The sequence below is a fragment of the Streptomyces sp. NPDC044033 genome (genome assembly GCF_056434425.1).
The window spans coordinates 810,640-837,416 of sequence record NZ_JBWKFF010000001.1 but is presented as its reverse complement, the minus strand read 5'-3'; the positions used below and the strand labels follow the sequence as shown (position 1 = coordinate 837,416).

At 72.9% G+C, this 26,777-nt stretch carries 24 protein-coding genes and 1 pseudogene; 4 read left to right on the top strand and 21 right to left on the bottom strand.

Annotated features, from left to right (window positions below):
* Window positions 1-118: 118 nt before the first annotated feature.
* From AC07AB_RS03720 to AC07AB_RS03660, 13 genes are all read right to left on the bottom strand, one after another.
* Window positions 119-745 carry a response regulator gene (locus tag AC07AB_RS03720; RefSeq protein ID WP_478559741.1) on the bottom strand — a complete coding sequence of 209 codons (627 nt, stop codon included), beginning with the start codon at window positions 743-745 and terminating at the stop codon, window positions 119-121.
* Window positions 746-873: 128 nt separating this feature from the next.
* Window positions 874-2,199 (bottom strand): sensor histidine kinase, encoded by a 1,326-nt coding sequence (locus tag AC07AB_RS03715; RefSeq protein WP_478559382.1) that lies wholly within the window; start codon window positions 2,197-2,199, stop codon window positions 874-876.
* Between the two features lie 82 nt (window positions 2,200-2,281).
* A complete protein-coding gene (locus AC07AB_RS03710) occupies window positions 2,282-3,187 on the bottom strand; it encodes an alpha/beta hydrolase (RefSeq protein ID WP_478559380.1) in 906 nt (301 codons plus the stop codon).
* Window positions 3,188-3,190: 3 nt separating this feature from the next.
* Window positions 3,191-4,606: a kynureninase gene (locus AC07AB_RS03705; RefSeq protein WP_478559377.1), complete on the bottom strand. Its 1,416-nt coding sequence runs from the start codon at window positions 4,604-4,606 to the stop codon at window positions 3,191-3,193.
* The gene (locus tag AC07AB_RS03700) at window positions 4,599-5,477 is read right to left on the bottom strand and encodes a tryptophan 2,3-dioxygenase family protein (RefSeq protein ID WP_478559375.1); all 879 of its coding nucleotides are present in this window, start codon (window positions 5,475-5,477) and stop codon (window positions 4,599-4,601) included. Before AC07AB_RS03700 ends, AC07AB_RS03705 begins: the two co-directional genes overlap by 8 nt.
* Before the next feature lie 224 nt (window positions 5,478-5,701).
* Window positions 5,702-6,115 (bottom strand): DUF3151 domain-containing protein, encoded by a 414-nt coding sequence (locus AC07AB_RS03695; RefSeq protein ID WP_478559372.1) that lies wholly within the window; start codon window positions 6,113-6,115, stop codon window positions 5,702-5,704.
* A 209-nt stretch (window positions 6,116-6,324) separates the two neighbouring features.
* Window positions 6,325-7,911 (bottom strand): MFS transporter, encoded by a 1,587-nt coding sequence (locus AC07AB_RS03690; protein ID WP_478559369.1) that lies wholly within the window; start codon window positions 7,909-7,911, stop codon window positions 6,325-6,327.
* Between the two features lie 180 nt (window positions 7,912-8,091).
* Window positions 8,092-9,114 (bottom strand): class II fructose-bisphosphate aldolase, encoded by a 1,023-nt coding sequence (gene fbaA / locus AC07AB_RS03685; protein ID WP_478559366.1) that lies wholly within the window; start codon window positions 9,112-9,114, stop codon window positions 8,092-8,094.
* A 213-nt stretch (window positions 9,115-9,327) separates the two neighbouring features.
* Window positions 9,328-9,867: an orotate phosphoribosyltransferase gene (gene pyrE / locus AC07AB_RS03680; protein WP_478559363.1), complete on the bottom strand. Its 540-nt coding sequence runs from the start codon at window positions 9,865-9,867 to the stop codon at window positions 9,328-9,330.
* Window positions 9,868-9,966: 99 nt separating this feature from the next.
* A complete protein-coding gene (locus AC07AB_RS03675) occupies window positions 9,967-10,788 on the bottom strand; it encodes an aldose epimerase family protein (protein WP_478559361.1) in 822 nt (273 codons plus the stop codon).
* 272 nt (window positions 10,789-11,060) lie between these two features.
* Window positions 11,061-11,936 carry a CoxG family protein gene (locus AC07AB_RS03670; RefSeq protein ID WP_478559358.1) on the bottom strand — a complete coding sequence of 292 codons (876 nt, stop codon included), beginning with the start codon at window positions 11,934-11,936 and terminating at the stop codon, window positions 11,061-11,063.
* Window positions 11,937-12,224: 288 nt separating this feature from the next.
* A complete protein-coding gene (locus tag AC07AB_RS03665; RefSeq protein WP_478559356.1) occupies window positions 12,225-12,875 on the bottom strand; it encodes an NAD(P)-dependent oxidoreductase in 651 nt (216 codons plus the stop codon).
* A gap of 79 nt (window positions 12,876-12,954) precedes the next feature.
* The gene (locus AC07AB_RS03660; RefSeq protein ID WP_478559353.1) at window positions 12,955-13,575 is read right to left on the bottom strand and encodes a DsbA family protein; all 621 of its coding nucleotides are present in this window, start codon (window positions 13,573-13,575) and stop codon (window positions 12,955-12,957) included.
* Between the two features lie 99 nt (window positions 13,576-13,674).
* On the opposite strand from AC07AB_RS03660, the gene AC07AB_RS03655 reads away from it, so the two are divergent.
* Window positions 13,675-14,700 (top strand): AraC family transcriptional regulator, encoded by a 1,026-nt coding sequence (locus AC07AB_RS03655; protein WP_478559350.1) that lies wholly within the window; start codon window positions 13,675-13,677, stop codon window positions 14,698-14,700.
* A gap of 192 nt (window positions 14,701-14,892) precedes the next feature.
* Here AC07AB_RS03655 and AC07AB_RS03650 read toward each other — a convergent pair whose 3' ends face one another.
* The 3 genes from AC07AB_RS03650 to AC07AB_RS03640 form a co-directional block, all read right to left on the bottom strand.
* On the bottom strand, window positions 14,893-15,147 hold the full coding sequence (locus AC07AB_RS03650; RefSeq protein WP_478559347.1) for a chaplin: 255 nt from the start codon (window positions 15,145-15,147) through the stop codon (window positions 14,893-14,895).
* Window positions 15,148-15,477: 330 nt separating this feature from the next.
* Window positions 15,478-15,996: a DUF2617 family protein gene (locus tag AC07AB_RS03645; RefSeq protein ID WP_478559344.1), complete on the bottom strand. Its 519-nt coding sequence runs from the start codon at window positions 15,994-15,996 to the stop codon at window positions 15,478-15,480.
* A gap of 748 nt (window positions 15,997-16,744) precedes the next feature.
* Window positions 16,745-17,953, bottom strand: a complete 1,209-nt coding sequence (locus tag AC07AB_RS03640) for an aminotransferase class I/II-fold pyridoxal phosphate-dependent enzyme (protein WP_478559341.1) — start codon at window positions 17,951-17,953, stop codon at window positions 16,745-16,747.
* A 520-nt stretch (window positions 17,954-18,473) separates the two neighbouring features.
* Here AC07AB_RS03640 and AC07AB_RS03635 point away from each other — a divergent pair.
* A complete protein-coding gene (locus tag AC07AB_RS03635) occupies window positions 18,474-19,679 on the top strand; it encodes a hypothetical protein (protein ID WP_478559338.1) in 1,206 nt (401 codons plus the stop codon).
* Window positions 19,680-19,704: 25 nt separating this feature from the next.
* On the opposite strand, the gene AC07AB_RS03630 is transcribed toward AC07AB_RS03635, so the two are convergent.
* Together AC07AB_RS03630 and clpB are read right to left on the bottom strand one after the other, a co-directional pair.
* Window positions 19,705-20,244: a YbjN domain-containing protein gene (locus AC07AB_RS03630; RefSeq protein WP_478559335.1), complete on the bottom strand. Its 540-nt coding sequence runs from the start codon at window positions 20,242-20,244 to the stop codon at window positions 19,705-19,707.
* Between the two features lie 259 nt (window positions 20,245-20,503).
* On the bottom strand, window positions 20,504-23,143 hold the full coding sequence (gene clpB, locus AC07AB_RS03625; RefSeq protein ID WP_478559332.1) for an ATP-dependent chaperone ClpB: 2,640 nt from the start codon (window positions 23,141-23,143) through the stop codon (window positions 20,504-20,506).
* A gap of 203 nt (window positions 23,144-23,346) precedes the next feature.
* Here clpB and AC07AB_RS03620 point away from each other — a divergent pair, with 203 nt between their 5' ends.
* Window positions 23,347-23,925 (top strand): Uma2 family endonuclease, encoded by a 579-nt coding sequence (locus tag AC07AB_RS03620; protein WP_478559329.1) that lies wholly within the window; start codon window positions 23,347-23,349, stop codon window positions 23,923-23,925.
* A gap of 25 nt (window positions 23,926-23,950) precedes the next feature.
* Complete coding sequence (locus tag AC07AB_RS03615; RefSeq protein ID WP_478559327.1) at window positions 23,951-24,355, top strand: pyridoxamine 5'-phosphate oxidase family protein; 405 nt, start codon at window positions 23,951-23,953, stop codon at window positions 24,353-24,355.
* 65 nt (window positions 24,356-24,420) lie between these two features.
* On the opposite strand, the gene AC07AB_RS03610 is transcribed toward AC07AB_RS03615, so the two are convergent.
* From AC07AB_RS03610 to grpE, 3 genes and pseudogenes are all read right to left on the bottom strand, one after another.
* A complete protein-coding gene (locus AC07AB_RS03610; protein ID WP_478559324.1) occupies window positions 24,421-24,888 on the bottom strand; it encodes a heat shock protein transcriptional repressor HspR in 468 nt (155 codons plus the stop codon).
* A 1-nt stretch (window position 24,889) separates the two neighbouring features.
* A complete protein-coding gene (gene dnaJ / locus AC07AB_RS03605; RefSeq protein ID WP_478559322.1) occupies window positions 24,890-26,083 on the bottom strand; it encodes a molecular chaperone DnaJ in 1,194 nt (397 codons plus the stop codon).
* 42 nt (window positions 26,084-26,125) lie between these two features.
* A pseudogene (gene grpE / locus AC07AB_RS03600) lies at window positions 26,126-26,680 on the bottom strand (nucleotide exchange factor GrpE); the annotation flags it as partial.
* Window positions 26,681-26,777 lie beyond the last annotated feature (97 nt).

The window sequence follows — 26,777 nt, the reverse complement described above, 5'->3', positions numbered from 1 at the left end:
CGGGGGTGCGGGCCGGGCGGGCGTACGGGCCGGGAGACGGGCTTACGGGCGCGGGTTCACGGTCCCGGGCGGGCGTACGGGCGCGGGTTCGCGGTCCCGTCCCGGGGCCGCCGTCGCCTCAGCCGCCCGGCGTCACCAGCCCCGCCTCGTACGCGAAGACCGCCGCCTGGGTGCGGTCGCGCAGCCCCAGCTTCACCAGGATGCGGCTGACATGCGTCTTCACCGTCGACTCGGCGACGACGAGCCGCACCGCGATCTCGGAGTTGGAGCGCCCCTGGGCGACCAGCACCAGGACCTCCGTCTCGCGCTCGGTGAGGTCGGCGACGCGGTCCTGGGTGGGGGTGCGCGGGGTGCCGAGGCGGGAGAACTCCTGGATGAGGCGCTTCGTCACGGTCGGCGCGAGCAGCGCCTCCCCGGCCGCCACCACCCGCACCCCGTCCGCCAGTTGGCGCGCCGAGGCGTCCTTCAGCAGGAAGCCGCTGGCCCCGGCCCGTAGCGCCTGGTAGACGTACTCGTCGAGGTCGAAGGTGGTCAGCACCAGCACCTTGGCGTCCGCGTCGGCGGCGACGATCTCGCGGGTGGCCTCCAGGCCGTTGAGTTCGGGCATCCGGATGTCCATCAGCACGATGTCCGGGTTGAGGGCCGCGACCTGCCGCACCGCCTCGCGGCCGTCCACCGCCTCCCCGATGACCTGGATGTCCGGCTGGGCGTTCAGCAGCACGGAGAACCCCTCGCGGACCATCATCTGGTCGTCGACGATCAGTACTCGAATGGTGTCGCTGGTGCCGCTGTCTCCGCCGGCCACGCCGCCTCCCCCGTTCACGCCGCTCACACCGTTCATACCGTTCACGCCGCTCATACCGTTCAGCCCGGTCACGCCGATTCCTCCGCGGCCTCGACGGGGATGAACGCCACGACTTCGAACCCGCCGTCCTCCGTCGCCCCCGCCGTCATCTCGCCGCTGAGCATCGTCACGCGCTCCCGCATCCCGAGCATCCCGTGGCCCGAGCCCGGCGACGGCTTGGCCAGCCGGTTCGCCGGGCCGTTGACGATGCGCAGCCCGAGCCCGCTCATCACGTACGACACCTCGACGCGCGCCTCGGCGCCCGGCGCGTGCCGCAGCGTGTTGCTCAGCGCCTCCTGCACGATGCGGTACGCGGACAGTTCCACGCCCTGCGGCATGGTGCGCACCACGCCCGTCGTGACGTGCTCGACCGTCAGCCCCGCCGCCCGCACATTGTCGACCAGTACGCCGAGGGCGGCGAGCGTCGGCTGCGGCGCCTCGGGGTCGACCTCGCCGAACGCGTCCGGGTTCTCCGACCGTACGACGCCGAGGACGCGGCGCAGCTCGGTGAGGGCCGAGACGGCGTTCTCGCGGATGGTGGCGAACGCGGCGGCCAGCTCGGGCGGGGTCTCCTCGACCCGGTACGGCGCGGCCTCCGCCTGGATGGCGACCACCGACATGTGGTGCGCGACCACGTCGTGCAGTTCGCGGGCGATGGTGGTCCGCTCCTCCAGCACCGTGCGGCGCGACCGCTCCACCTCGGTGACGGCGGCCTGCACGGCGACCTGCTGCTTGGACTCGCGTACCCCGCGCAGGCCCAGCATGACCAGGAGCAGGGCGCCGAAGACGATCAGGAGCACCAGGGTGTCCCGGGTCCAGAGGTGGCCGCGGAACGGTATCCCGAGCACGACGATGAGCGCGACGGTGATCCCCCACATCTCGCCGGACGCCCGCGGCCGGAGGCGGAACGCGGCGATCAGCATCACCGCCCCGTAGGAGACGACGCCGGTCGGGGTCCACGGCCAGAAGGACTGGAAGCCCGACAACAGCGCCGTGGGGATGGCCGCGGCGACCGCCAGCCACCACGCGCCGACCGGCCGGAGGAGCACGACGGCGAGTGGCACTCCGGTCGCGAACATGCCGAGCAGCCCCGAGAGCCCGGGTTCGAAGGACATGAAGGGCATGAACGTCAGCAGGAAGGCCGCTGCCAGGAACACGGCGTGCGGGAGCCAGCGCGCGTAGACGACAGCCTTTCGCGGCACGAACCGCAGCAACGGATGGTCATCGGCGAGCGGCGGCGCCGGGCGGAACGCGAACGCGTCCGTGATCAGGTCTTCGCGGATCGTCTGGAACACGCCCCGCGCCACCCGGATCTCACTGTTCGCGCCGTTCGGCCGCTGATAGGTGTCGTTCACATCAACCACGGTAAGCAGCGGAGGTGCCCGCCGTCGTCCCCGCTGGTGAGGATCTGTACGGGTCCGCCTCAAGTACTACACGCTACGACCCGGCGGCCCGGAGGGCGGCCAGGAACAGGGCGAAGGCGTCCGTGCCGGGCGTGACGGGCGCGTAGTGGCCGGTGCCGGGCAGCTCGTGGAGGACGATGTCGCCGCCCGCCGCCGCGGCCTCGGCGGCGTAGCGGCGGGAGACGTCCACGGGAACGTCCGGGTCGGCCGTGCCGTGCAGGATGACGACGGGGGCGCGGGGCGGTAGCAGCCGCGCGGGGTCGGCTTCGGCGCCGCGGGCCTCCGCCCCTTGCAGCAGTTCGGCCACCGCGTCGTCGCTCAGCCGCAGCTCGCGCGCGTACGCCAGGTCCGCTACGGGCGCGAGTGCGACGACCCGGTCGATGCGCGGGGCGTCCGCCTCCCGCCAGCGGCTGCCTGCCGGGAGGCGGTGGCGGGAGGCGGCCCAGAGGGCGAGGTGGCCGCCCGCCGAGTGCCCGGCCACGACGTGGCGCACTCTGCGGCTCCGGCCCGCGCTTCGGTTCGCGCAGTGGGCCGCTCCCGCCTCCACGGCCCGTACGACGTCGTCGAACGTCCCGGGCCAGCCGCCGTCCCCGCCCACCCGCCGGTACTCGGCCAGCGCCACGGTCACCCCGTGCCGGGCGAGCGCGGCGGCCGGCGGCGAGAGGTGCGCGCGGTCGTACGCCTGCCGCCAGAAGCCGCCGTGCAGCAGCGTCACGAGCGTGTCCGTACCGGTGTCCGCCGCCGCTCCCGCTCCGCCGCCGGACGCTTCGTAGACGTCGATGACCTGCGAAGGGTGCGCGCCGTAGCGGACCGTCCGGTCGGGCGGCACGGGGGCGAGCGCGAGCAGCGCGGCCTCCTCCTCGACGGGGCCCGGATCGGTGGCGGCCCCCGGTTCCGGTCCGGCCCCTGGCTCCGCGTCGGCCTCTGGCTCAGCTGCCATGGGTCAGCCCGCCGTCCCGCCGCCCGTCAGCACCTCCGCCAGTACGCGCGCGGCGCGCTCGGCGTCGGCGAAGCGCGTGTAGAGCGGGGTGAAGCCGAACCGCAGGACGTCGGGGCGGCGGTAGTCGCCGACGATGCCGCGCCGGATCAGCTCCGCCATGACCTCGCCCGCGTCCGGGCAGCGCAGCGCGACCTGGCTGCCGCGCTCCGCGTGCGCGGCAGGGGTAGCCGACTCGACCCGCCCGGCCGGCACGTACGCGGCCACGCAGCGCAGGAAGAAGTCGGTCAGCGCCAGGCTCTTGGCCCGTACGGACGCGACGGAGACGCCGTCCCACACGTCGAGCGCGGCGTCCAGGGCGAGCATCGAGAGGATGTCGGGCGTGCCGACCCGGCCCCGGGCCGCGCCGTCGGCGGGTGCGTAGCCGCTCGCCATCGCGAACGGGTCCGCGTGCGAGTTCCAGCCGGGCAGCGGCGAGTCGAAACCGGGCTGGAGGTCGCGGCGCACGTACAGGTACGCGGGCGAACCGGGGCCGCCGTTGAGGAACTTGTACGTACAGCCGACCGCCAGGTCCACGCCGTGCGCGTCGAGGTCCACGGGCAGCGCGCCGGCGCTGTGGCACAGGTCCCAGACGACCGGCGCGCCCGCCGCGTGCGCGGCGGCCGTGATGCCGGGGAGGTCGTGCAGCCGGCCGGTGCGGTAGTCGACGTGGTTGACGAGCACGGCGGCGGTCCGCGGCCCGACGGCGTCCGGGATCTCCGCGACGGGCAGCGGGCGCACGGCGCAGCCGGTCATCCGGGCGGCGGACTCGGCGATATAGCCGTCGGTGGGGAAGGTCGCGGCGTCGACGAGGACCTCATCGCGGACGTGGCCGCCGTCCCCGCCCGCGTACGGGGCACCGGAGCCGGAGGCCGAGGCGCGGGCGGGGCCGGAGCCGGGCGCCGGGTCGCCGACGGGGCCGCTGCTGGACCCGGACCCGGACGCCACGTCGCGCGCAGGGCCGCTGCCGGGCCCGGACGCCGGTTCCCCGCCGGTGCCCGTGAGGCCCCCGGCGCGGGCGAGGCGCACGGCGGCGACGACCGCCTTGAAGACGTTGACGCTCGTCGAGTCGCCGACCACCACCTGGCCCGGGGCCGCGCCCACCAGCCGGCCCACGCGGTCGCCGACGCGCTCGGGCGCGGTCCACCAGCCGCTCTCGTCCCAGGAGCGGATCCGCATCCGCCCCCACTCGTGCTCGACGGCCTCCGCCAGCCGCCCCGGCACGGCGCGGTGCAGCGCGCCGAGGGAGTTTCCGTCCAGGTAGACGACCTCGTCGAGGCCGTACCCCGAGAACTCCGCGCGCTTGCCGCGCAGTTCGTCGCCCTCGTCCAGCTTCGCGGCCTCGGCCCGCAGCTCCATCGCGTCCATCCCGGGGTCAGACATGGCTGCGGGCCGTCCACAGCTCGGGGAAGACGTTCTTCGAGGCGCGTTTCTCCAGCCAGGCCACCCCGGCGGAGCCGCCCGTTCCCGTCTTCGCGCCCATCGCCCGCCGTGTCGCGAGGAGATGGTCGTTGCGCCAGCGCCAGACCAGTTCGGCGACCTCGGTCAGGGCCTCGCCGAGCCGGACCAACTCCCCGCCCCCGGCGGCGTCCCCGGCCGCCGAGTAGATGTCCTGCCAGATCCGCTCGACCGCCTCGTCCGGCTCGTACCGGGCCGTCGGGTCCCGGTCCAGCACCGCCGCCGGAACGGCGAATCCGCGCCGCGCGAGATAGCTCAGCACCTCGTCGTACACGCTCGGCTCGGCGATCGCCTTCTCCAGCTCCGCGAGCTCGCGCGGCGAGCCCCGGTGCGGTACGAGCATGGAGGCGGACTTCTCTCCGAGCAGGAATTCGAGCCGCCGGTACATCGCCGACTGGAACCCGGAGCCCTCACCGAGCGCCGCCCGGTAGGCGTTGAACTCGCCGGGGGTCAGATGGGCGAGGGGCTTCCAGGACGCGTTGAGCGATTCGAGCTCGTACGTGGAGCGCTTCAGCGCGGCCAGCGCGCCCGGCAGGTCGTCCTCGCGCAGCGAGCGGGCCGTGGTGTGCCACTCGTGGACGATAACGGTGAACCACAACTCCATGACCTGGGTGGTCACAAGGAAGACCATCTCGCCGGGGTCGTCGGAGAGCGGCTGCTGAAGGTGGTTGAGGACGGACGCGTGCACGTAGTCCTCGTAAGGGGTGGTGCTCTCGGCGCCGATGCTGAGGTCGGGCGCGAAACGCGCGGCAGGGTCCTCCGGCGTGTAAGGGGACACTTCGGTTTCGTGTGACATCGCTGTCCCTTCGGTACTGCTGCCGGGTAGCGGTCCGCCCCTTCCAGTCGGCATCGGAGCCCCGGTCCCCTCTCGGCCCGGATCACCGGGCCTCAGCGCATCATGCGTCGCCCCGCCGGATACGGCAAGCCCTCGGCGAGAGGGGGCGCGCCGACGCACCGACGCGCCGGGCGCCCGGTCTCGCGGGCCGCCCGGCGCGTCGGTGCATCGCGCCGCGGTACGCGTCAGCCCAGCGTGTCGGCGGCCGTCGGGGACGACTCCCGCAGGAACGTCGAGCAGCGCTCGTACTCCTCCTGCTCGCCGATCGACTGCGCGGCCCGCGCCAGGGCGTGCAGCGCGCGCAGGAAACCGCGGTTGGGCTCGTGCTCGAACGGCACCGGGCCGTGGCCCTTCCAGCCGGCGCGGCGCAGCGCGTCGAGCCCGCGGTGGTAGCCGGTGCGGGCGTAGGCGTACGACTCGACGACCCGGCCGCCCTCGAACGCCTCGTCGGCGAGCTGCGCCCACGCGAGGGAGGACGACGGGTACTTGGCGGCGACCTCGGAGGAGGCCGCGCCGGAGGCGAGCAGTTCGCGCGGTTCGGGGTCGTCGGGCAGATAGGCCGGGGGCGGTCCCCCGAGCAGGTTCTCGTGAATGGACATGGGCTCCAGTCTGCCTGGTGCGCGGGCCGGTGGGGCGCTCGCGGGTGATGTCCGTACGAGAGACCCGGCCGGCGGCTGCCCCGCCGTCGGTCGCGTCCGGGCCCGAAGCCGCACGAGAGGCCCGGCCGATGCCCGCCCCGCCGTCAGCCACGGCCGGATCCGAAGCCGCACGAGAGGCCCGGCCGATGCCCGCCCTGCCGTCAGCCACGTCAGTCACGGCCCGACCCGGGGTCGAGCGGTGGAGCCGTCACCCCGCAGTGGTAGGCGCACTCCGGGTGGCATATTCGGGGTTCGGCGGTCGCCGGTTCGCCGGCCTCCGCCGCTCCCCCGCCGCCCCCGGACTCCTTGCGCACCGCGAACCAGCCGATGAGCGCCGCCACCACCAGCGCCCCCGCGCACATCGGCATCGCCCGCCGGAAGGTGTCGCCGAACTGCCCGGCGTCCCGGTACGCGTCCGGGCCCATGCCCGCCAGCAGCGGCAGGGCCGCCACCGCGACGAGTCCCGCCGCCCGCGCCGCCGCGTTGTTGACGCCGCTGGCCAGCCCGGCCCTGCCGACGTCGACGGAGGCCAGCACGGTCGCGGTGAGCGGGGCGACGAGCACGACCATGCCCAGGCCCAGCACGATCAGCGCGGGCAGCACGTCCCGCACGTACCCGGCACCGGGCGTCACCCGCGTCATCAGCAGCATCCCGGCCGCGCACAGCAGCGGTCCGACGGTGAGCGGTACGCGCGGCCCGATGCGCTGGCCCAGCTCGCCGGAACGGGCGGACAGCAGCAGCATCAGAACGGTCGTCGGGAGCAGCGCGGTCCCGGCGGCGAGCGCCGAATACCCGGCCACGACCTGGAGTTGGAGCACGGAGAGGAAGAAGAAGCCGCCGAAGGCCGCGTAGACGCAGACGGTCACCGCGTTGACGGCCGTGAACTGGTGCGAGGAGAAGATGTTCAGCGGCAGCATCGGCTCGGCGCGCCGCCGCTCCACGTACCCGAAGGCCACGCCCAGCAGCACCCCGGCGACCGCCGGACCGATCACCCAGGGCGAGGCGCCCTTGTCAGGCGCGGCGATCAGGGCATAGGTGACCGCTCCGAGCGCGAGGGCCCCCAGAGCCGCTCCCAGCACGTCGAACCGGCCTCGCGCCCGCGGGTCGCGGGTCTCCGGTACGTGCCGGAGGGCGACCGGCACGCAGACGGCGGCCAGCGGCAGGTTGATCAGGAACACCCAGCGCCAGCCGGGCCCGTCGACCAGCCAACCGCCCACGAACGGCCCGATCGCCGAGGCCACGCCGCCCAGTCCCGACCAGGCGCCCACCCCCCTGGCCCGGTCGTCCGGGTGGAAGGTGGCCTGGATGAGGGCGAGCGAGCCGGGGGTGAGCAGGGCGCCGCCGATGCCTTGCAGCGCGCGGGCGGCGATCAGCACCCCGGCGTTGGGCGCGAGGCCGCAGAGCAGCGAGGCGAGCGCGAACCACACCACCCCGACGACGAACACCCGGCGCCGCCCGAACCGGTCGCCCAGCGCTCCGCCCAGCAGGATCAGCCCGGCGAGCGTGAGCATGTAGGCGTTGACGGTCCACTGCAGCACCGCGAGGTCGGCGTTGAGATCGGCGCCTATCCGGGGCAGCGCCACATTGACGACGGTGCTGTCCAGCATCGCCATCCCGGACCCGAGCACCGCGGTGAGCAGTACCCAGCGCCCCGCGGGTGTGCCGACCCGTACCGCGCCGGGCCCTTCGGCGGCGGGCTCTCCCGGCCCGGTGACGGCCGCCGGCCGCGGGGCGGACTCCCTCGGGGAATGGCTCATACCCGGATCATCCCCGCGCCGGCCGGGCCGGGCCAGAGATAGGACACGGTCCGGGGGCCCGTACGACGAAGGGACCCGGTCCGGAGCCCGTACGACGAAAGGGCCCGGCTTCCCCGCTCGGTGAGCCGGGGAGCCGGGCCCTTGGGCCGGGCTGAGCGCGTACGGACGTACGCGAGCGCCCTACTTCAGCTTGGTGCCGGTCGAGCGCAGGTGGGAGCAGGCCTCGGTGACGCGCGCGGCCATGCCGGCCTCGGCGGCCTTGCCCCAGGTGCGGGGGTCGTAGACCTTCTTGTTGCCGACCTCGCCGTCGACCTTCAGGACGCCGTCGTAGTTGCGGAACATGTGGTCCGCGACCGGACGGGTGAAGGCGTACTGCGTGTCGGTGTCGAGGTTCATCTTGACGACGCCGTTCTCCAGCGCGGTACGGATCTCCTCCTCCGAGGAGCCGGAGCCGCCGTGGAAGACGAAGTCGAACGGGTCGGCCTTGCCGTACTTCGCGGCGATGCCGTCCTGGAGGTCGCGGAGCAGCTCGGGGCGGAGCACCACGTTGCCGGGCTTGTAGACGCCGTGCACATTGCCGAAGGAGGCGGCCAGCAGGTAGCGGCCCTTCTCGCCCAGGCCGAGGGCCTCGGCGGTCCGCTCGACGTCGGAGACGGTGGTGTAGAGCGAGTCGTTGATCTCGTGGGTGACGCCGTCCTCCTCGCCGCCGGTCGGGGTGATCTCGACCTCAAGGATGATCTTCGCCTTGACGGCGGCGGCAAGCAGCTCCTGGCCGATGGCGAGGTTGTCGTCGAGGTTCTCCGCGGACCCGTCCCACATGTGCGACTGGAACAGCGGGTTCTGACCGGCGGAGACGCGCTCCTGGGAGATGGCCAGCAGCGGACGGACGTACCCGTCGAGCTTGTCCTTCGGGCAGTGGTCGGTGTGCAGCGCGATGTTGACCGGGTACTTCTTGGCGACGATATGCGCGAACTCGGCGAGCGCGACGGCGCCCGAGACCATGTCCTTGCTGTACTGGCCGCCGAGGAACTCCGCGCCACCCGTGGAGATCTGGATGATGCCGTCGCTCTCCGCCTCGGCGAAGCCGCGCAGCGCGGCGTGCAGAGTCTGCGTCGAGGTCACGTTGATGGCCGGGTAGGCGAACTTGCCTGCCTTCGCCCGGTCGAGCATCTCGTTGTAGACCTCGGGGGTTGCGATGGGCATCTGTCCGCTCCTTGTGATGTGCGGGTGGGTTTGTGGCCCTGACCTAGGAGGTGCTGGAAATCCAGGGGGGCGACGTCCTCGTCGGGGCCCATCTTTCCAGACTCGGCCAATTGCTCCACACGGCGGACACTCCGGACGCGCGAAAGGGGCGGGGTGTTTCACGTGAAACACCCCGCCCCTCCAAGAAGCCCCAGGTCAGCGCCGGGTGCCCGCTCAACCCAGGTCGAGGTCGCCCAGAGAGTAACCCGTCAGATACCGCAACCCGGCGTCCGCGACGGCCGATGCGGCACCGCGGTCGACGATCGTCGCGACGGCGACGACCTCGGCGCCCGCCTCGCGGGCCGCCTCGACGGCCGTCAGCGGAGAGCCGCCGGTGGTGGAGGTGTCCTCGACCACCAGCACCCGGCGGCCCTTGATGTCCGGGCCCTCGATACGACGCTGCATGCCGTGCGTCTTCTGCGCCTTGCGCACGACGAAGGCGTCCAGCTTGCGCCCGCGCGCGACTGCCGCGTGCAGCATCGAGGCGGCCACCGGGTCGGCGCCGAGGGTGAGCCCGCCGACCGCGTCGAAGTCGAGGTCGGCCGTCAGGTCCAGCATGAGCCGGCCGACCAGCGGGGCGGCCTCGGCGTCCAGGGTGATCCGGCGCAGGTCGATGTAGTAATCGGCCTCCAGCCCGGACGAGAGGGTCACCTTGCCGTGGACCACGGCCTTGTCCTTGATCTGCCGCAGCAGGTCGTCACGCACGTCACTCATGCCGATGAGCTTACGGTCATCGGCCGGACGCCCGCGCCCACTGCCCGGACGTCCGCACGCTCCGCACGTCCGCACGCTCCGCTGAAGGCTCGTGCCCGCTCAGGACAGCGTCCGCCAGCTCCACGTCGTGGAGATCTCCAGCGGATCGATCGGGGTGACCAGGCGGGGCAGGCTGTTCAGGCCGTTCGGCGGCCCGGACTGCGGCTCGACGCAGATGGCCTCCTGCTGCTCGTCGTAGACGACGACCCACTCGGAGCGGCTGGTCACCTTCAGCTCCAGCTGCCCCGGCCAGGTGAGCGTCACATCGACGCCGTCGGCCATCCCGAAGCAGTCGTCCCAGGGGCCGGGCAGCGGGTCGATACGGCGCCCGGTCGGCAGATGGTCATCGCCGCGCTCCTCCTGCCAGTCGGGCGCGAAGTCGATCCGGGCGTCCTGACCGCCCAGGTTCCGCAGGAACCAGGGGTGCCAGCCGGCCTGCGCCGGGAACGAGTCACTGCCCGCCTCGACGCTCATGGTCAGCGTCACCGCGCTCTCCGCCAGCTCGACCACCTGGGTGACCCGGCCCGGGTAGGGCCAGGGCTCGGCGAGGTCGTAGGTGAAGGTGGCGGCGGACTCGTCCGCACGGACCGTGCGCCAGGCGGTGTCCCGGCCCGTGCCGTGAATCGCGTGCGGCGGGGAGTTGACCGGCAGTTGATGGCGCTCACCGCCGTTGCGGAACTGGCCCAGCTCCGTCCGGCCGCACCACGGCACCATCGGGAAAGAGCCGTACTTCGCGCCCTGCCGAAGCACCTCCGTCCCGTCGATGCGCAGACTGCCGATACGGCAGCCGTTCTCGGGCAGGACCGTCAACTCGGCACCGCCCGCCGCCAGTCGTACGCCGTGCGCCTCGGGCGCGGTCTCCGTCGTGTTGTTGGTGCTCACGCCTACGACCCTAGGCCCTGTCACCCTGCCCCGGCACGCCCGCCGTCGGCCACCGCGGCGCCGCCGGGCGGACGCCCGTACAGCAGCTCATGAAGACCGCTCGTGGAGCCCGCTCGTGAAGCCCGCCGGCGAAGGCCGCTGGCAAAGCCCGCCGGCGAAGGCCGCTGGCAAAGCCCGCCGGCGAAAGCCGTTCGTGGCAGACGCCCGCGGCGAGCACCCGCGCGGATGCCCGTACGGCCGTACGCCGGTACGGCCACTCGTGCCCGTACCGGCTACTTCCGGCGGCGGAGCACGCGGCCGACGACGACCGCGGAGGCGAGCACCACGGCCGCGGCGGGCGCGGCCCAGCGCAGCGTGGCCGTCGAGGCGAGCGCCTCGGGCGCGGGGACGGGTGCGTAGCGGCCGCGCGGCGGCGCGTGGTCGACCTCTTCCGCGCTGCGGCCGATCATCGTGCGGCGCGCGTGCGCGGCCTCGGCGGGCGGCTCGCCGGGGGCGGGAACGGCGACGGAGGCGACGATGCCCTCGTCCTCGTCGTCCCCGAGCGGATCGTTCGGATCCAGGACGTCATCGGCGTCATCCACGTCGCCGCCGTCATGGACGCCATCCGCGTCATCAGCGGCGTCCGCGTCGAGGGAGGGCGGCGGGATCTCCGTCTCGAAGACACCGGCCCTCCGAGGCTCGGCACCGCCATCTGCCGCCCCGGCCTCCGAGGAGTCCGCGCCCAGGTCGGCGGAGAACGCCTCGGCCCACCGGTCCAGCAGCCGCCGGGCCGCCGTCTGAGCCGTCTTGGCGTCGACGTCCGCGAGCCTGCCGCCGCTGCGCACCGTGCCCGCGCACCTCAGCCGCGTGCCGCCGGGCACCGCGTCGGGGGTCAGGGTCAGCGTGAGCGAGACCTCGCCGGAGCCGCGCGCCTCCGTGCCCTCGCCGGTGATCTCGTACGAACCGGAGCGCTCGGCGAGGCGCAGGGTGCCGCGGTAGGTGATGGTGGAGCCGCCGACCCGCAGGCGCAGCCGCCCCGCGAGCGGGCCGCCCTGCGCATCGTCGGCGTCCTGCTGGAGCCCCGGCAGACAGCGCGCCGCCCGCGCCGGGTCCGAGAGGGCCTGCCGGACGGCGTCGGCGGGAAACGGAACGAACACCTCATGCTCCATAGCCACCGAGCCTACCCACCATGACTCTTCCGAGTGCCCCCGCCCGGCGGAAGTTTCCCGCCACGCGCCACCACCGGGCGGCGTGCGCCGATCCGCAGGCCCTGCACGGGTACGGCGCGGATACGGCGCGCCACGGCCCGCACCGCTCGCCTGCGCGAGCCCGTGCGGGCCAGTGCGGACCGGTGCCGAGCCGATGCGGACCGGTACGAGCCGGTACCGCGGCCGGTGCGGGCCGTCGCCGCGACCCGTCGGCCGGTCGGTGGGCGGACCGGCCGCCGGGTGAGCCGATCAGTCGGCGACCGTGAAGCGCTCGCCGGTGTGCTGCGGCTTCTCGGCCTCGTCGACGAGCGCGACCGCGTAGTCCTCGGCGGAGATCCGGCTGTTGCCGTCGGCGTCGGTGACCAGGTCGTCGAGCGCCGTGCGGTACGTACCGGTGCGCTCACCCGGCTCGATCGTCGCGGCGGGGCTGACGTTCGTCCAGCGCACGTCGCTGACGGTCCGGTAGAAGTCCAGCGCGTCGCCGTGGGCGTGCATGATCTGGAGCAGGAACTCCGGCAGCCCGTCCGTGTCCCAGACCTGCTTGCCGTCGGGGGTCCGCAGGGAGCCCGCGCCGCCGACGGTGATCAGCCGCGGGGCGGCGTCGCCCAGCGTCCGCAGACCGGCGACCAGCGCCTTCGCGGCAGGCTCGATGGTCGCGAGGTGGCCGGGCCCGTCGCCGCCGCCTACCGCGCTGATCACCACGGACTGCCCGGCGGCCGCGGCGGCGACCGACGCCGGGTCGAGGACGTCGCCGGTGGTGACGGTGAGCCGCTCGTGCGCCTCGGTGATCTTCGCGGGGTCGCGGACGACGGCGGTGACCTGGTGGCCCCGGTCCAGCGCCTCGCGCAGGACGCGGCTGCCGATGGTGCCGTTGGCTCCGAAGAGAGCGATCTTGGCCATGAGGGGGTGCTCCTAAGAGGTATCGAGGTTTTCGGGGGCGGGGTGTGATCGCGGAGGCCCGCGGTACGGGCGCGCGGGGTCAGTGCTGGTCGAGGGCGCGGGTGAGGTCCTGCGCGGAGGACATCGGACCGCCGAGCCGCCGCACTCCGGCGGCCGTGTGGAGCAGCAGCGTCGGGAAGCCCTCGACGCCGAGCCGGCGGACCTGCCGGAACTCCTCCTCCGCGGCCCGCCGCGTCGCCGGGTCCGCGTAGGCGGCGGCCGCCGCTTCGGCGTCCAGACCGAGGGCGGTGGCGACGCCGGCCCGGGTGTCCGGTTCGGACAGCGCGAGCCCGTCCCGGTACCAGGCGGCCTGGAGGGCGCCCGCCATCTCCAGTGTCCGCTCGGGCGCCTGCCGCCGCAGCGCGGCGAGCGCGGTGGCGGCGTCGGCGGAGTCCAGCACGGCGGTGCCCCGGGCGAACGCCTCGGCGTAGCCGTCGCCGAACACGGCGCCGGTCAGCTCGGCTATCCGCGCGTCGGACTCGGGGATGAACGGGTACGCGGACACCGGCTGCGCCCGGGGCCCGGTGAAGAGCCCGCCGCTGAGTACGCGCAGTTCGATCCGTTCGGCGTTGGCCGCCGCGAATTCGCGGATGACGGGGCCGAACCCGTAACACCAGCCGCAGTAGGCATCGAAGGCGTACGTGAGCTTCGCGCGCTCCATGGCTTCCTCTCCTCGGGTCGTCTTCCCGGACACTCCTTGTCCGTTACGACCAAGCTACGAGCGCCACGATCCGCCGGCCAGGTACGCTTGCGACCAGCCATGGTGAAAAAGCGACACGCCGATCCAGATGCCGAAATCGCCGCCGAGCCCGCCGCCGCGACCGAGCGCGCCGATGCGACCGAGCGCGCCGATGCGACCGAGCGCGCCGATGCGACCGAGGACGCCGGCATCATCGAGCTCGCCTACCAGGCCCCGCCCGGCACCCCCGCCGGACTGGAGGTCATGACCTTCGCCGAGCTGCGCGCCCGCGCCCCCGAAGGGCTGCTACGACGGCCCCAGCGGCTCGACTTCCACCAGTTGCTCATCGTGCGGTCCGGCTCGGGCGCGCACACCGTGGACTTCACCGGCTACGCACTCGGCCCGGGCTCCGTGCTGTGGGTGCGCCCCGGCCAGGTGCAGAGCTTCGGTGAGGCGGCCGGCGAAGCCCAGGCCGATGCCGACACCGACACCATCAACGGGTACGTCGTCCTCGCCCAGCCCGGTTTCCTGCCGTCCGGCACCGCCGCCGCTGCCAAGGCCGAGGACCCCTTCCGCCCCGTCCTGTGGCAGCCCGTGGGCCCGGACCTCGCCGCGGTGGACCGCGCCGTGGACCATCTGGCCGCCGAGTTCGGCTGCGGCCGGGGCCTGCCCGCCGAGGTGCACACCGAGGTACTGCGGCATCTGTTCACCGTGCTCGTACTGCGTCTCGCGTATCTGACGGCCCCGGTGGGCAGCAGCGTCCCCGCACCCAGCGAGACGTTCGAGCGGTTCCGGGCCGCCGTGGAACGGGAGTTCGCGACCAGCCACCGCGTCGCCGACTACGCGCGCATCCTCGGCTACTCCCCGCGCACCCTCGCCCGCGCCTCCCTCGCGGCGGCGGGGGTGGGTGCCAAGGAGTTCATCGACTGCCGGGTGGTTCTGGAGGCGAAGCGGCTCCTCGCCCACAGCGAACTGCCCGCCGCCCGTATCGCCGACCGCCTCGGCTTCGACGACGCGGCCAACTTCTCCAAGTTCTTCGCGCACCGCACGGGGCTGTCCCCCGGCGCGTTCCGCACATCCCTCAAGCCCGCGCCGAACACCGGCTGAGGCCGGCCCACGTCGTATACCGGCTACCCCCGGGCCCCCTCCGCGCGCCCGCCGACGCCCCACGCGAACGGCGCCCACCGCGAGGAGCGGTGAGCGCCGTGGAGGCGCGAGATGCGCGCTGCCGGCGGGGCGGTGCCGACGGCGTCAGGCGCTGACGGCGTCAGGAGTCGACGTCGCCAGACATCGACGGCGTCAGGCGTTGACGCAGGTGTTGCTGGAGGACGGGTTGAGCAGGCCGATGATGTCGATGCTGTTGCCGCAGACGTTGATCGGCACGTGGACCGGGATCTGCACCAGGTTGCCGGACAGCACGCCGGGCGAACCGATGGCCGCGCCCTTGGCGGAGGCGCCGTCGTGGTGGGCGTGGGCCGAGGCCCCGCCCGCGGTGCCCACCATGGCGGCGGCCGCGGCGATGGTCAGGACAGCGGCCTTGGCGATACGCGACATGACACTGATTCCTTACGTAGCCGTACGAGGAGAAGGAGAGCCGTTTTCCGCCCGGAGAACGGGCGAAACCCGATCCGACCAACTTTTCGTACAGGCACGGCTGATCGACGCGCAGGCAAACGGGTGACCACTGCACATCAGTTCAACTGACAATGCATCAGACATTTCATCTGACAATTCAGCCGACAGTTCAACTCCCGTCGCCGGTATGTGCTGACAGCCCGGCTCAACGGCGTTATACAGGCGGGCAGTCGAAGCGGTACGGGCATACGGACGCACGCCCGCCGGGCAGATAGCCGACGCCCGCCCACCCCGGCCTGGCCGCCCCGCTCACCGCGGCACAGACAGCCGCACCGCCACCCTCGTACGCGTCGCGACGAGCCGCCCCTCCTGCGGATAGGCGTGCCACGTACGCCAGCTGACCTGGCCTTCGTGGCGCTGGGCGAGCATCGCGGTGAAGGCGTGCGGGCTGCCGGGGAACGTGCCGGCGAGCCCGTGCGGATGGTCGGCGACCAGCGCCAGCAGCTCCTGGGCGCGGCCCGCGAAGGAACCGCGCGACAGCGTCTCGACGCGCGCCGCGAATTCGTACTCCCAGTCGCCCACGCGCTTCGCCACCCCCAGCGGCAGGGGGGTGCTGCTGCCGGGCAGACAGGCCACGGTCTCCGAGCAGTTTCCTTCCACACCGTCGAGGAGCACCTGGTGGGAGGCGCCCAGCAAGCGCAACTGGACGGTTGTCCCATCCAGTTGGAGGTCAAGGTTGGCCAGGGATGGCAGAGGGTCCTTACCCAGGCACCAGGCCAGATCGGCGGCGCGGGTATCGGTATAGGGAGTGCTGAGGGTGGTGAGCATGGGTCGGCTCCGCAAGCACGCAGTGGAAGGTGGGCCGGCCCGCCCCGGAGGAGGACCAGGGTGTTCGAGTACGCCGGCTCGTGCCCACGTGGGGTTCGTGGGGTCCGAGGACTGTGATTCCGAGGACTTGATTACTCTGCTCAAAAGGGAATCATGAAATGCACGGCGCCCACAGCGTTTTTACCCATCTTCGCCGGGTTTCCATCCCCCCGAGGGCTGCCCAGCTCAATTGTTCAACACCGGAGCGCCCGGCGGACTTTGAGTCCACCGGGCGCATTGACGGCCGGGCCGTTGTCTTCGCGGCCGGAAGCCGGAATCAGCTGCCCCGTGTCAGCTGCTTCCGCAACCGCCTCCTCCTCCGCCGCAGGAGGAGTGCCCTCCCCCGCCGCACGAGTGGTGGCCGCCGCACGAGTGGTGCCCGCCGCCCCCGTGGTGGTGTCCGCCGTCCGACCCGCCGTCCCCGGCCCACCAGCTTCCGGTACCGGCCGCGGTCCCCCCGCCGTACGTGCGACGGCGCGCCGTCCTATTGCCCGGTGACCGGGTGCGGCCGGCCAGGACTCCGACCAGCGTCAGACCGGCGATCGCGATCAGAGCCGCGATGAAGATAGTCATCAGTGCCTCACTCCCTCCCGCTTCGAAGCGAGGCCCCCCCCGCTCCGTGCCTGCCGGGTTTGTGCCCGCACCCGCCTTACGGCAAAGCAGAGTTGAGCAAGACCAGAGGTTCACGGCGGCCGGTCATGACGAACCGTCAGGGAGCCGCCGCGACCAACTGCTTCACCGCCGTACGCAGCGACTCCTCGCGCTTGCAGAAGGAGAAGCGCACCAGCCAGGACGGGGCGCCCTCGGTCACGTAGAAGGCGGCGGTCGGAATCGCTACGACCCCGGCACGCTCCGGGAGTTCACGGCAGAAACGCACCCCGTCCCCGTGGCCCCACGGCCGTACGTCCGCCTGCACGAAGTAGCCCGCGTCCGCTCGGAACGGGCGCAGTCCGGCCTGCGCCAGCCCCTCGCCGAGCAGGTCGCGGTGGCGCCGCAGGGTGCCGCGCAGGCCGTCCGCCCACTCCTCCACCGAGCCGAGCGCCCGCGCCAGCGCCTCCTGGTAGGGCGTGCCGGAGGCGTACGTGAGGAACTGCTTCGCCGCGCCGACCGCGCCGACCAGCCGGGCCGGGCCGCAGACCCAGCCGATCTTCCAGCCGGTGACGTTGAAGGTCTTGCCCGCCGAGGAGATCGCGAGGGTCCGCTCCCGCATGCCCGGCAGCGCCGCCAGGGGCAGATGGCGCGCGCCGTCGTCGTACACGAGGTGCTCGTACACCTCGTCCGTGACGGCGATCAGCTCGCGTTCGCGGCACACCTCGGCGATGACCTCCAGCTCGGCCGCGGTGAACACCTTGCCCGTCGGGTTGTGCGGGGTGTTCAGCACCAGCACCCGGGTGCGGGGCGTCACCGCGGCCCGCAGGGCGTCGGCGTCGAGGACGAAGGCGTCCCCGTCGAGGGCCAGCGGGACGCCGACGAGCCGGGCGCCGGCCAGCCGGGCGTCCGCCGCGTACGCGTCGTAGCAGGGGTCGAAGGCGATGACCTCGTCCCCGGGGTCGCAGAGCGCCAGCAGGGCGGCGGCGAGCGCCTCGGTGGCCCCCGTGGTGACGAGCACCTCGCCCTGCGCCTGGTATTCGAGCCCGTACCGCCGCAGCTGGTGCGCCGCGACGGCCTCGCGCAGGGCCGGCGCGCCGACGGCCGGCGGGTACTGGTTGCTGCCGGCGAGCACCGCCCGCGCCACGTCCTCCAGCAGCGCGCCGGGGCTCTCCAGCTCGGGGACGCCCTGCCCGAGGTTGACCGCGCCCGTGCTGCGGGCGAGTTCCGTCATCTCCGTGAAGACCGACGTGCCCATGGCCCGTACCCGCTCCGCGGGCCTCCACGCCGCCGAGCCCACCGCGCCGCGCGCGTCGGCCTGCCCCCTCATGTCCATACGGTCCCGCTTTCCCGAGTCGTTCCCGAGTCGTCTCCCGAGCCGGCGGCCGGAGCCCGGCCCACCGGGCGCTGCTGCCCTCACGATAGGCGCGGGCGGGCGGGGACCGGGCCGCCGCCCGCACCGGGGCAGGACGGCCGTACGGGCCGGGGCCGGGGCCTCGTACGAGCCGGGGCCGCGATCTCGTACGAGCCGGGGCCGGGCCGCCGACCGCTCCAGGGCCGACCGCTCCAGGGCCAGGGCACCGCACGAGCCGGCACACCGTGCAGACCCGCCCCGGCTCCTGGGCACCATGCCCGTACACACCATGCCCCTACGCACCATGCCCGTACGCACCATGGCCCGCGATGTCACGCCGCCACGCGGACCCTGCGTCCGAGCGGGTGCACGGTCCCTTCGGACGGCCGACAGCGGTCGCGTACCCGGTGGCGGGCCCGCAGAGTCGGGGTGCCGGGCCCGCCACCCACGTGGGGCCGGCCCGTACTCGCAACCGCCCCCGCACCGGAGGTGAGCCGTGTCCGCCGACACCGCCATGCCCGTACGAGCCCCGGAACCGCAGCCGGCCGACGGCGCGGGAGTCTCCCGCAGGAGCGAGCGCATCCGTTGCGCGCTGCGCCGCGCGGCCCCCGCGCTCGGCCTGTACGCCGCCGTGCGGCTGACCGGGATGCTGACGATGGCGGGGTGGGCCTGGTGGATCGGCAGGCACCCGCGGACCGCGCTCGGGCTGGCCTGGGACGGCACCTGGTACACCGGCATCGCCCGGGACGGATACGGCTCGGTCTACCCGAGCGCCGGCTGGGCGGGGCTGCACTTCAGCGACACCGCGTTCTTCCCGCTCTTCCCCGGCCTCATGCGGGGCGTCGCGACCGTCCTGCCGATCGGGCTGGTCAACGCCGGGCTGCTGATCGCCTGGGCCTCGTCGGCGGCCGCGGCCTGGGGGCTGTACGCGGTCGGCGAACGGCTGCACGGGCGCCGGGTGGGGACGCTGCTCGTCCTGCTGTGGGGGCTGCTGCCGCACGCGATCATCGAGTCGATGGCGTACACCGAGCCGCTGATGACGGCGCTCGCCGCCTGGTCGCTGTACGCGGTGCTGACCGGGCGCTGGGGGTGGGCCGGCGGCCTCTCGCTGCTCGCCGGCGTCTGCCGCCCCAACGGCATCGCGGTGGCGGCGGCCGTCTGCTGCGCGGCGGCGGTCCCGCTGTGGCGGGACAAGGGGGCCCGGCGGAACTGGCGGGTGTGGACGGGGGCCGCGCTCTCGCCAGTCGGCTGGCTCGGATACGTGGCCTACGTCGGCGCCCGGCAGGGCAGCCCGCTCGGCTACTTCGCGGTGCAGCGCGGCTGGGGCTCGCGCTTCGACTTCGGCTATGACGCGCTGATGTTCATACGGCATCTGGTGATCGGCCTGAGCCGCCTCGGGTACTACGTGACCTTCGCGGTGATCGTCGCGGCGCTGCTGGCGCTCGTCTGCCTCGTCCTCGACCGGCCGCCGCTGCCGGTGCTCGTCTACACGCTGGTACTCGTCGTCATCGCGCTGGGCGGCTCCAAGTACTTCGCGTCGAAGCCGCGCTTCCTGCTGCCCGCGTTTCCGCTGCTGCTCCCGGCGGCGCTGGCGATGGCGAGAGCCCGGCCGCGCACCGCCGTCGTGACGGCCGGTGCGCTGGCCGGGCTCTCGTTCGGCTACGGGACGTACCTGCTGATGGTCGCCCCCATGCCGATGTAGCCGGTCGGGCCGGGACGGGGCTCGCTCAGGACTCTTCGTCGCCGGGCTTCGCCTCGCCGCCGTCGCCGTCGATCTCGGCCTCCAGGCCGAGCTGCTCGACGAGCCACTTGTCGAACTCGATCGAGGCGCGCACCCAGCTGACCGTGGAGGACACGAAGTGCTCCAGCGAGACGCCCACGCCGATCAGCATCTGCGCCTCGCCGATGAGGCGGACGCTGCCGTCGTCGTTGGTGTGCGTGTAGACCTTCGGCCACAGGGTGCGGCGGTTCCAGTCGTCGATCGCTTCGAGAAGCTTGGCCTTCTCCTCGATGGCGTGCGCACGGTCATAGAAGGTGCGCACGGAGAAGACCTGCTGCTCCTCCTCGCCGCGGAACATGAAGTACGTGCGGAACTGCTCCCACGGCGCGGCGAGGTCGCCCTCGTCGTCGACGACGTACTTCAGCTCCATCTGCTCAAGGAGCTGCTTCACCAGGTCCTGGTCGGGGATTACGGGGCCTGCCGGACCCTCCTCCTGGGGTTCGGGCTGGCCCCCGAAATTCGGAATCGAGGACGGGTCGATGCTCACCGTGGATTTCCCTTCGTACGGTTGCCGACATCCTCCCCCACACCCGCCCCGTCCTGGCAAGCCCGGACGGGGCGGGTGGTTCCGGAAGGGGCCGTTCAGCCCGCGGCCGCCCAGCCGACGGCCACCAGGGCTGCCGTCCGAGCGGCCACCGGGGCTGCCGTCCGAGCTGTTATTCAGGCGGCCGTCCGAGCTGCCGCCCGAGCTGCCGTCCGGGCGGCCGTCCGGATGACAGCCCGGAGGCCGTCCGGACCGCGGTCGCTCAGGCCGCCGCCGCCGAGGTGACGGTCAGCCCCTCCGAGCCGGGCACCCGGTCCACCCGGACCGTGTCCCCGTCGCGGATGTCCCCCCCGAGGATGGCGCGGGCCAGCTGGTCGCCGATGGCGGTCTGCACGAGGCGGCGCAGCGGGCGGGCGCCGTAGTTGAGGTCGACCGCGGTGTCCGTCTCGTCCGGGTCGTGACCGAGGGCGCCCAGCCAGTTCAGCGCGGCGTCCGTGACCTCCAGGACGAGCCGGCGGTCGGCGAGGCGGCGCTGGAGGTGGTCGATCTGGATGCGGGCGATGCGCTGGAGCTGGTCGGTGCCGAGCGCGTGGAAGACCACCAGGTCGTCCAGGCGGTTCAGGAACTCGGGCCGGAAGGAGGCCCGTACGGTCTCCAGCACCTTCTCCTTCTTCTGGTCCTCCTTGAGCAGCGGGTCGACCAGGAACATCGAGCCGAGGTTGGAGGTCAGGATGAGGATGGTGTTGCGGAAGTCGACGGTCCGCCCCTGGCCGTCCGTGAGCCGCCCGTCGTCGAGGACCTGGAGCAGGATGTCGAAGACCTCGTGGTGCGCCTTCTCCACCTCGTCCAGCAGCACGACGGTGTACGGGCGGCGGCGCACGGCCTCGGTGAGCTGGCCGCCCTCCTCGTACCCGACGTAGCCGGGCGGGGCGCCGACCAGCCGGGCCACGCTGTGCTTCTCGCTGTACTCGCTCATGTCGATGCGGACCATGGCCCGCTCGTCGTCGAAGAGGAAGTCGGCGAGCGCCTTGGCCAGCTCGGTCTTGCCGACGCCGGTCGGGCCGAGGAAGAGGAAGGAGCCGGTGGGCCGGTCGGGGTCGGCGACGCCGGCGCGGGTGCGGCGCACCGCGTCGGACACGGCCCGTACGGCCTCGCTCTGGCCGATCAGGCGCTTGCCCAGCTCGTCCTCCATGCGCAGCAGCTTCTGCGTCTCGCCCTCCAGCAGCCGGCCGGCCGGGATGCCGGTCCAGGCGGCGACGACGTCGGCGATGTCGTCGGGGCCGACCTCGTCCTTGACCATCGAGTCCTTGCCGGAGACGGCGGCCTCCTGCTCGGCCTCGGCGGCCGCGGCCTCCTCCAGCTCGCGCTCGACGCCCGGGATCTCGCCGTAGAGGAGCTTGGAGGCGGCGTCGAAGTCGCCGTCGCGCTGGGCGCGCTCGGCCTGGCCGCGCAGCTCGTCCAGCTTCTCCTTCAGCTCGCCGACCCGGTTGAGGGACTGCTTCTCCTTCTCCCAGCGGGCGGTGAGGCCGCGCAGCTCCTCCTCCTTGTCGGCGAGGTCGCGGCGCAGCTTCTCCAGGCGCTGCTTGGAGGCGGGGTCGGTCTCGTTCTTGAGGGCCAGCTCCTCCATCTTGAGCCGGTCCACGGAGCGCTGGAGCTCGTCGATCTCGACGGGCGAGGAGTCGATCTCCATGCGGAGCCGGGACGCGGCCTCGTCGACGAGGTCGATGGCCTTGTCGGGGAGGAAGCGGGAGGTGATGTAGCGGTCGGAGAGGGTGGCGGCGGCGACCAGGGCGGAGTCGGCGATCTGCACCTTGTGGTGCGCCTCGTACCGGCCCTTGAGGCCGCGCAGGATGGCGATGGAGTCCTCGACGCTGGGCTCCGCGACCAGCACCTGCTGGAAGCGGCGCTCCAGGGCGGGGTCCTTCTCGATGCGCTCGCGGTACTCGTCCAGGGTGGTCGCGCCGACCATCCGCAGCTCGCCGCGGGCCAGCATGGGCTTGAGCATGTTGCCCGCGTCCATGGCGGAGTCGCCGCCGGCGCCCGCGCCGACGACGGTGTGCAGCTCGTCGATGAAGGTGATGATCTGGCCGTCGCTGGACTTGATCTCCGCGAGTACGGTCTTGAGCCGCTCCTCGAACTCACCGCGGTACTTCGCGCCCGCGACCATCGCGCCGAGGTCGAGCGAGACGAGCCGCTTGTTCTTCAGCGACTCGGGAACGTCGCCCTTGACTATCCGCTGGGCCAGCCCCTCGACGACGGCGGTCTTGCCGACGCCGGGCTCGCCGATGAGGACGGGGTTGTTCTTCGTGCGCCGGGACAGCACCTGCACGACGCGGCGGATCTCCTGGTCCCGGCCGATGACCGGGTCCAGCTTGCCCTCACGGGCGGCTGCCGTGAAGTCCGTGCCGAACTTCTCCAGCGCCTTGTACGTGCCCTCCGGGTCCGGATTGGTCACCCGCTGCCCGCCCCTCGCGGTCTCGAACGCGTCCAGCAGCTTCTTGGCGGACGCCCCCTGCTGGTCCAGCAGCTCCCCGGTCTGCCCGCCCTTCGCGGCGAGCCCGATGAGCAGATGCTCGGTGGAGATGTACGCGTCGCCCAGCTCCTTCGCCCGCTGCGAGGCGTCGGCGATGGCGGCCAGCAGATCGCGGTTGGGCTGCGGCGGCGCGACGGTGGAGCCCTGCACGCTGGGCAGCGCGGCGAGCTGCCGGTCGGCCCCGGTCCGCAGCACCACGGCGTCGGCCTCGACGGCGGCCAGCAGGTCCAGGATGTTCTCGTTCTCCTGGCCGGTCAGCAGTGCGATGAGCAGGTGCGCCGGCGTCATGTCCGCGTGCCCCGCGGACACGGCCCGGTCATTGGCGGCGCTCAGCGCCTCCCGGCTCTTGTTCGTCAGCTCGGCTTCCACGTCGGCGTACTCCTCCTCGTGCTCGGCTCACGCATACCGTCCTGCCTACTACAGCATGCAGTAAGTTGAGTCTATTCCACTCAACCTCAAGATTGGGCATCGCCCCGAACAGATCTACGTCTCTTACGAGTGAACCGGCCCGATGATCCCCCCGCCACCGCTGGCCGCGGGCGACGCTATCCGTCACCGACAAGGGGAGCAGCATGGCGACGACGGCTCACGCGCCGATGCCGGGTGGGCCTGCCCTCCTGGACTATTTCCTGGCCCTGGAAATCTCCGAAGGTTTCCGGGCCCAGTTCATCGGGGGCGAAATCGTTGTGTCACCCGTGCCGGACGGAGATCGTGAGGACTGCCTCAGCACCCTCAACCAGCAGGTGCTGAGGCAGTCCACGACCGACATGGCCGGGTCCGGGAACAAGGGGCTGAAGGTGCCCGGCGAAGGCTCGCACCCGAGCGACCACGTCATCCCCGATGCCACCTTCGCCCCACGCGACCGACGTCTGTTCCGGGGCGCGCCCTCCTGGATGCCCAGCGACGGTGTCGCCATGGTCGCCGAGGTGACCTCCAGCCAGCCCGACCGCGACCGTGTCGCCAAGCGCCGCGCCTACGCCCGCGCCGGAATCCCGCTCTACCTGCTCGTCGATCGCCACAAGGCCACCACCACCCTCTTCAGCGAGCCCGAGGGCGGCGACTACACCGAGACCCACCTGGTCCCGTTCGGCAAGCCCGTCCCCCTCCCCGCGCCCTTCTCCTTCGACCTGGACACGTCCGACTTCCTCTGACCCCGGCCCGCATACCCTTCCCCCCATGGCCCACGACCTCCGCGCCCCCGCCCCCGAGTACCTCGACTTCTGGCGGGAACGCCATGTCTGCACCCTCACCACGCCCCGCCCCGGCGGGGGCCCGCACGTCGTGCCCGTGTGCGTGACGTACGACCATGACGCCGGGCTCGCGCGGATCATCACCCGCGGGGGCAGCACCAAGGCCGCCAACGTCCGGGCGGCGGGGCCGGAGGGGGCCCGGGTCGCGGTCTGCCAGTTCGAGGGGAAGCGGTGGGCGACGCTGGAGGGGGTCGCGGTGGTCCGTACGGAGGCCGAGCGGGTCGCGGACGGCGTCGCCCGGCACAGCGAGCGGTACGGCCGTACGCCCGCCCCCAACCCGGAGCGGGTCGTCATCGAGATCACCGTGACCAGGGCGCTGGGCCGGGTCTGAAGCACCCGCGCGCGTACGACGAAGGGGCCGGGGAGAACATCCCCGGCCCCTTCGGTCAGCACACGTCACTCCGGACGCTTCGGCCGCCAGACCACGAGCGCGCTGGTCTGCTGCACGTCCTGGTACGGGACCAGGTCGCGCCGGTACGAGGCGTGCACCTGCGCCTCGCGCTGCCGCATCGCCGCGGCCGCGCCGTCCACCGCCTGCGAGAGCTCGGCGACGCGCGCCTGGAGCGCGGCCACCTGGTTCTCCAGCTCGATGATCCGCTTGATGCCCGCCAGGTTGATGCCCTCGTCCTGACTCAACTGCTGCACCGTGCGCAGCAGATCGATGTCGCGCGCCGAATAGCGCCGCCCCCGGCCGGGCGTGCGGTCCGGGGAGACCAGGCCGAGCCGGTCGTACTGACGGAGCGTCTGCGGATGCAGACCGGACAGCTGTGCCGCCACCGAGATCACGTACACCGGCGACTCTTCGGTCAACTGATAAGGATTCGACATAGGAGTGCGCCGGCTGCGCCCGCCTCGGCCGTCCATCTCAAGCTCCCTTCGCGGCCTGGAACAGCTCTGCCCGCGGGTCCTCGCCCGCGGTCGCCTCGCGATAGGACTCCAGCGTGTCCCGCGCCTTGTCGTCAAGGTGCTTGGGCACGGTCACCTCGACGGTGACCAGAAGGTCGCCGCGGGAGCCGTCCTTGCGCACGGCGCCCTTGCCGCGGGCGCGCATCGTACGGCCGTTGGGCGTGCCCGCCGGGATCTTCAGAGTGACGGCCGGGCCCCCCAGGGTGGGGACCTTGACCTCGCCGCCGAGCGCCGCCTCCGGGAAGGTGACCGGCACGGTGACGGTGAGGTTGTCGCCCTTGCGCCCGAAGACGGGGTGCGCGTCGACGTGCACGACCACGTACAGATCGCCGTTCGGGCCGCCGCGCTCGCCCGGCGCGCCCTTGCCGCGCAGCCGGATGCGCTGCCCGTCCGAGACGCCCGCGGGGATGCGGACCTGCATGGTGCGCGACGACGTGGCGCGGCCGCTGCCCTTGCAGACGTCGCACGGGTTCTCGGGGATCAGCCCGCGGCCCTTGCAGTCCGGGCAGGGGTCGGTGAGCGAGAAGCCGCCGCCCGTACCGCGGGAGACCTGGCCGGTGCCCACGCACGTCGGGCAGACGCGCGGGGTGCCGTTCTTGTCGCCCGTACCGGCACACGCCTTGCACGCCGCCGACGAGGACATCCGCAGCGGGACCGTGGCCCCGTCGACCGCCTCGGTGAAGCTGAGCGTCACCTCGGACTCGATGTCCTGGCCGCGGCGCGGCTGGGTGCGCGTGCCCGTACCGGCGCCGCGGTTGAAGAGGCCGCCGAACACGTCCCCGAGGCCGCCGCCGAAGCCACCGGCTCCGCCGCCGCCCTGCGGCCCGCCCTGGGCGCCCCCGAAGAGGTCGCCCAGGTCGAAGTTGAACGATCCGGCACCGCCCTGGCCGCCCGGACCGGCCCGGTAGCCGCCGTTGCCGAAGAGGGTGCGCGCCTCGTCGTACTCCTTGCGGCGCTTGGGGTCGGCCAGGACGTCGTTCGCCTCGGAGATCTCCTTGAAGCGGTCCTCCGCCTTGGCGTCGCCCTTGTTGGCGTCCGGGTGGAACTCGCGGGCGAGCTTCCGGTACGCCTTCTTGATCTCCGCTTCGGTGGCGTCCTTCGGGACGCCGAGGACCTTGTAGTAGTCCTTCTCGACGAAGTCCTTGGTGCTCATCCCCGACGTCCCTCCTCCCGGCCGCTGCCTTCTTGCCGCACGTCAGCCCTCTTTCGGGCCACCGCTCTCCTCATCAGAGCCGTCCGCGTCGGCAGCGCCCTCGTCCGACTTGGCCTGCGCGCCGGGCTGCGGCTCGGCGACCGCGACCCGGGCCGGACGGATCGTACGCTCCCCGATCCGGTACCCGGGCTGGAGGATCGACACGCACGTGGTCTCGGTGACATCGGGCGCGTAACTGTGCATCAGGGCCTCGTGCACCAGCGGGTCGAAGGGCTCGCCCTCCTTGCCGAACTGCTGCAGTCCCATCTTGGCCGCCACCGTCTCCAGTGACTCCGCGACGGACTTGAAGCCGCCGACCAGCTCCCCGTGTTCACGGGCCCGGCCGATGTCGTCGAGCACGGGGAGGAGCTCGGCCAGGAGGTTCGCCGTGGCGGTCTCCTTGACTGCGGCCCGGTCCCGCTCCACGCGGCGACGGTAGTTCTGGTACTCGGCCTGCAACCGCTGGAGGTCCGAGGTGCGCTCGTTGAGCGCCGTACGGGCCTGGTCCAGCTGTGCGGTCAGAGCGATGTCCTGCTGTGCGTCCCCGGCCGGGGCCGGGGGGGGCGCCCTCCCGGCTGGCGCAGGCTACTGCTTCCAACATGTCGGGGGTGCGTGTGCGGAGGGGGAGGGGGGTTTCTCCTCCCAGAAAAGGGTG